4 protein-coding genes and 1 pseudogene are annotated in these 5,330 nt (G+C 44.3%); 4 read left to right on the forward strand and 1 reads right to left on the reverse strand.

The genetic code is table 11. The features are described from left to right. Positions 1-1,040, reverse strand: a 1,040-nt coding sequence (locus V7L97_RS10880) for a DEAD/DEAH box helicase family protein (protein ID WP_333655910.1), incomplete at its 3' end; no start/stop codon positions are given. 47 nt (positions 1,041-1,087) lie between these two features. Between V7L97_RS10880 and purF the strand changes: the two genes are divergently transcribed. From purF to V7L97_RS10900, 4 genes and pseudogenes are all read left to right on the forward strand, one after another. Next, on the forward strand, positions 1,088-2,515 hold the full coding sequence (gene purF / locus V7L97_RS10885) for an amidophosphoribosyltransferase (protein ID WP_333655911.1): 1,428 nt from the start codon (positions 1,088-1,090) through the stop codon (positions 2,513-2,515). Next, entirely contained in the window at positions 2,515-3,321 is an 807-nt protein-coding gene (locus V7L97_RS10890) for a nitrate- and nitrite sensing domain-containing protein (protein WP_333655912.1), read from the forward strand. The genes purF and V7L97_RS10890 overlap by 1 nt, the downstream gene beginning before the upstream one ends. 227 nt (positions 3,322-3,548) lie before the next feature. Then, positions 3,549-4,117: pseudogene (locus V7L97_RS10895) on the forward strand (GGDEF domain-containing protein). 4 nt (positions 4,118-4,121) lie between these two features. Next, complete coding sequence (locus V7L97_RS10900; RefSeq protein WP_333655913.1) at positions 4,122-5,252, forward strand: aminopeptidase; 1,131 nt, start codon at positions 4,122-4,124, stop codon at positions 5,250-5,252. Positions 5,253-5,330: the final 78 nt, after the last annotated feature.

Consider the following 5,330-nt stretch of genomic DNA (forward strand, 5'->3'; position numbering starts at 1 on the left):
GTGGCATGGGATTCGTCTATCACTAAGAGATAATCTCCATTGGAAGGCCCGCTTATGAGATAATCAATTAATGTATAAGGAGGCTCTCCGGGCAGCCTTCCGCTGAGATGCCTCGAATAATTCTCTATGCCGTGGCAATAGCCAAACTCCTTTAGCATTTCCATATCGAATCTTGTCCTCTGTTCGATTCTCTGGGCATAGAGCAATTCGGCCTTATTCCTGAAATACCTTATCCTATCTTCGAGCTCTTTTTCTATACCTTTAAATGCCTGCTCGAGCTTCGGTTTTGGAGTAATCCAGTGGCTGTTTGGATAAATGGCAAGCCTCTGTAGTCTCTTAATCCTCTCGCCTGTCAGCGGGTCGAATTCGTGAATCGCATCTATGTCGTCGCCAAAGAACTCCAATCTTATGGCCATATCGCGGGAGAACGCAGGATATATCTCTACGATATCGCCTCTTACCCTGAAGCTCCCTCTTTTGAACTCCGTATCAGAGCGGACATAGAGCATCTCGATCAATCTCTCCAAAAGCTCATCCCTCTTTGTCCTCATTCCTTCTTCGATAAAGAGATGCATCCCCAGGTAATCCTCTGGAGAGCCTATTCCGTAGATGCATGAAACAGATGCCACAACAATTACATCTCTCCTTTCGAGGATGGACATGGTTGCAGAATGCCTTAATCTGTCGATGTCGTCGTTTATTAGGGCATCTTTTTCTATGTATGTATCTGTTGTTGGTATATACGCCTCTGGCTGGTAATAATCGTAATAACTGACAAAGAACTCCACTGCGTTTTCCGGAAATAACTCTTTAAATTCGCCGTAAAGCTGTGCAGCAAGCGCCTTGTTGTGTGCAATAACAAGGGTTGGTTTGTTCACATTGGCAATGACATTCGCCACTGTAAATGTCTTGCCGGAGCCCGTGACACCCAGGAGAACCTGATGCTTGAGCCCTTTTATTACACCTTCGGTAAGATGCTCTATTGCCTTTGGTTGGTCGCCTTTTGGAGAAAAACCTGTTTTTAATTTAAATTCATACATGGTTTTATGCTAAAATAATTCCACATAAAAGGTAAAAGAGGAACATTTTGGATAGAAATATCCGTTCACAGTCAGCCTTTCACGACATCCATGAAGAATGCGGCATCTTTGGTGTGTATGGCCATCCAGAGGCAGCCAATCTCGCCTATTTGGGACTTTATGCACTCCAGCACCGCGGACAGGAAGGTGCAGGCATATGCTCTGCTGACGGCACCCAGCTTTATTTGGAAAAATCCATAGGCCTTGTTGCGGATATATTCACAGAAAAAAGGATAAAGCGCCTTCCGGGAAACCTGGCAATAGGACATAACAGGTATTCCACAGCAGGAGGCGGTGGTCTGAAGAATGTCCAGCCCCTTGTTGCAAATTACGCGCTCGGTACCATTGCAGTGGCCCACAACGGCAACCTCATTAATGCAGAGCAGTTGAAGGATGAACTGGAAGCAGAGGGCGCCATATTCCAATCCACCTCAGACAGCGAAGTGATCCTCCATCTTATTGCAAGGTCAAGGAACGACAACCCACATGAACGTATAGCAGAGGCGCTCAGGAGTGTTACCGGCGCCTTCAGCCTTCTTTTTCTGAGGGAATCGGAACTTATAGCCGCAAGAGACCCAATGGGTGTGAGACCACTTTCAATTGGACAGGTTGACGGCGCGTACGTTGTTGCTTCAGAGACCTGCGCATTTGACCTCATAGGCGCTGAATACATCAGGGATGTTGAGCCGGGCGAGATGGTGATCATAAATCACAACGGCCTGCAATCCATAAGGGCATTGCAGAGTTTCAGAAAGGCATTCTGCGTATTCGAGTTCATATATTTTGCACGTCCAGACAGCCACATTTTCAACCATATATGTGTCAACACAATGAGAAAGGAATTCGGAAGACAGCTCTCAAGGGAATCGCTTGTAGATGCCGATATAGTTATACCTGTCCCCGATTCAGGAGTCCCTGCTGCCATTGGTTTTGCAGAGGAAGGAAAGCTGCCATTTGACTTTGGATTAATAAGAAACCATTACATAGGCAGGACATTTATAGAGCCGAAGCAGAGCATAAGGCATTTTGGAGTAAAGATAAAGCTTAATCCAGTAAGGGATCTCCTGATGGGCAAGAGGGTTATTGTTGTGGATGATTCAATAGTAAGGGGCACTACGAGCAAAAAGATCGTGAAGATGATAAGGGAAGTGGGCGGCGCAAAAGAGGTTCATATGAGGATATGCTCTCCTCCCACGGTTGGGCCGTGTTTTTACGGAATAGATACGCCCACAAGGCAGGAGCTCATCGCATCGAGCCACATGACCGAAGAGATAAGGAAATACATAACTGCAGACAGCCTTTCATATCTGAGCATCGAGGGATTAAAGAGCATCGTTTCTAATCCCGAAAATTACTGCACTGCATGCTTTGACAATAACTATCCTATCCAGTTCCCAGGAGAGAGATTGGAGCAGATGGAGCTGGTATTTGCATAATGACCATCAGGTCAAAGATATGGCTGCTTAGCATTGTCCCCATCCTGGCGCTCCTGTATTTCATCTCCGTAGAAATCGGCGAGGCCATAAAAACCGAAAACGGTCTGAAAGAGGTATATGACAGAATCCTCGAGGCCGAAAAGTTTTCGGATATAATCCATGAACTCCAAAAAGAGCGCGGTTTAAGCTCGGGGTTTCTGACGAGCAAAGGCAAAAAATTCAGGGATGACCTTTTAGTCCAGAGGGCAGAAACCGACAGAAAGATAAAAGATCTGTATTTTCTCGTAAGAGAGACCGGATCAGGCTCGAAGGTGATGTCTCTGCGCAGCGAGCTTGACCTCAAGCGAAACCGGATAAGCTCCCTCGGCATTAACGCACTCGAAGCACAGGAATACTACACCGGTACTATTGCAGCACTAATCAATGAGGTATCAAAAATCGCACTGATGGCGAAGACGTCGGAGACAAAGAACGCCCTCATGCTTCATTCATATCTCTTGTATGCCAAGGAATTTTTAGGCCAGATAAGGGCAACGCTGAATGCAGTATTCGCTGCCGGACAATTTGATGGTTTCAGCATAAGGAAACTTGCTTCTATTAAGGGATCCTATGATACAAACACTGAACGGTTTTTGCAGGATGCACCACCTGATATAAAACGATTTTATACAGACAGATTTCAAAGCAGCAATGTTCAGGCTACAATGGATATGATTGATATCGCCTTTGCGAAATTTAAGACCGGAAGCTTCGGCATCGACCCCGTGTGTGGTTTAAATCAGCAACTGCTTCGATTAACGCACTAAAAGAGGTCGAGGATTATTGCATGGGACGGATAAAGAAGAACACCGCACAGCATATACGAGAGACAAGACAATACATATATGCACAGGTTGTTATGCTGGGTGCCATACTCATATCTGTTATAACTACGGCTATGGTTATCGGAAAGACGATCATTGACAGATTGCATATTCTCCTGTCATCCATAACCAATACAATGAATACCGGAGATTTTGCCCAGTACCATGTCATGAGCTCAAAGGATGAGATAGGCATTGTCTCAAAGGCATTTAACGACCTCTTAAAAACAACCAATCAATTGATTATCGAAAAAGAGCAGCTCGCCGAGACCGACCCTTTAACAAAAATCTACAATAGATTAAAATTTGATAATATATTTACATCGGAAATGATGAGGGTGCAGAGATATGGAACGCCTCTGTCTCTGATCATGTTTGATATAGACGATTTTAAACAGATCAACGATACTTACGGACACAATGTTGGAGACAATGTCCTGATAGAGATAACAAAGATCGTGTCCAATAATATAAGGACTACCGATATATTTGCCGATGGGGCGGTGAGGAGTTTGTGATACTGACTCCCAATACAGACATGGAGCACGCAAGGGAACTATCGGAGAGGTTAAGGGCAGCAATTGAAGATTCTATTTTTAAGAAAGCGTTTACTGTTACATGCAGCTTCGGAGTAGCAGAATTCAGGGAAGACGACACTACCGATACATTGAGCAAAAGGGCGGATGACGCCCTGTATGAAGCAAAAAAGAGCGGGAAAAACAGGGTGTGCATAGGATAAGTTCATGATTACAAGGACCATTCAGGCAATATACAAAATCAATATAGGCATTAAAAGAAATGAAAGTGTCCTGGTCTTTACAGATAGAATCTCGCCTTCGGAAATCCTACACGAAAATGACCTCTGCAGACGTGAAAGACTGAGGGATATAGCGTTATTGACAGCGGAGATCGGAAAGGCATTCACGAAAAAGATTGCTTATCATGAATATGCTGCCACAGGAAGCCATGGTGCAGAGCCTCCTGAGGAATTGTGGAGCATGGCCTTTGGACAAAGGGCTGTAAGCGAGCTCAAAAGACACAGGCTTTTAGCCCAGCTTATAAAAAAAGAGATTACAGATGACGGAATAAAAAAGGCAGAAGCCATTATTTCGAAAAACAAGAGATCTGCTGTAAATGCAGTAATCGCCCTTTCCAATTATTCTACGAGTCATACGAGATTCAGGGATATTTTAACGCGTGTATGCGGATGCCGCTATGCGAGCATGCCCATATTCGAAGTCTCAATGCTCGAAAGCTCTATGAATGTCGATTGGAAGAGATTGTCAAAGAGGACAAAAGCTATAGCGAAAGTCGTTAACACTACAGAAACCTTAGAAATAAAAACCCCAAACGGCACCCACATTACCCTATCAAAAAAGGGGAGGCAGGCATTATCCGATGACGGAATGCTCACAAAGTCAGGATCATTCGGCAATCTTCCTGCCGGTGAAGTTTTTTTTGCGCCTGTTGAAGGCAGTGCAGAAGGGAAACTTGTTCTTGAATGGGCGCCGACAAGGGAGTTGAAATCTCCCATAACTTTAATCATTGAGGAAGGCATTGTGAGAGAGATAATCGGAAACGAGCCTTATGCCGATTACCTCAGGGAAAAGCTCGATGAGAGGAATGAAAACAGGAATATTGCGGAGCTTGGAATAGGAACGAACGACAGGGCAAAAAGGCCTGACAATATCCTCGAATCAGAGAAGATTTTAGGGACAATACACATTGCCCTCGGTGATAACAGCTCATTCGGAGGAAGGGTAAAGACGCCCTTTCATCAGGATTTTGTATTTTTCAAACCGACTGTAATGCTCAAAACAAAAGATAACAAATGTGTTTATCTGCTAAAGGACGGCAATTTAATGCCAAAGTAAAATGATAAATGGTACCTAAATTAAGCGATTCTAATCTAAAAATATATGTCAGGTGCTGCGAAAAGACTTTAAACCACG

Origin of the sequence: Dissulfurispira sp., from assembly GCF_036745535.1 — a bacterium.
Classification (GTDB): domain Bacteria; phylum Nitrospirota; class Thermodesulfovibrionia; order Thermodesulfovibrionales; family Dissulfurispiraceae; genus Dissulfurispira.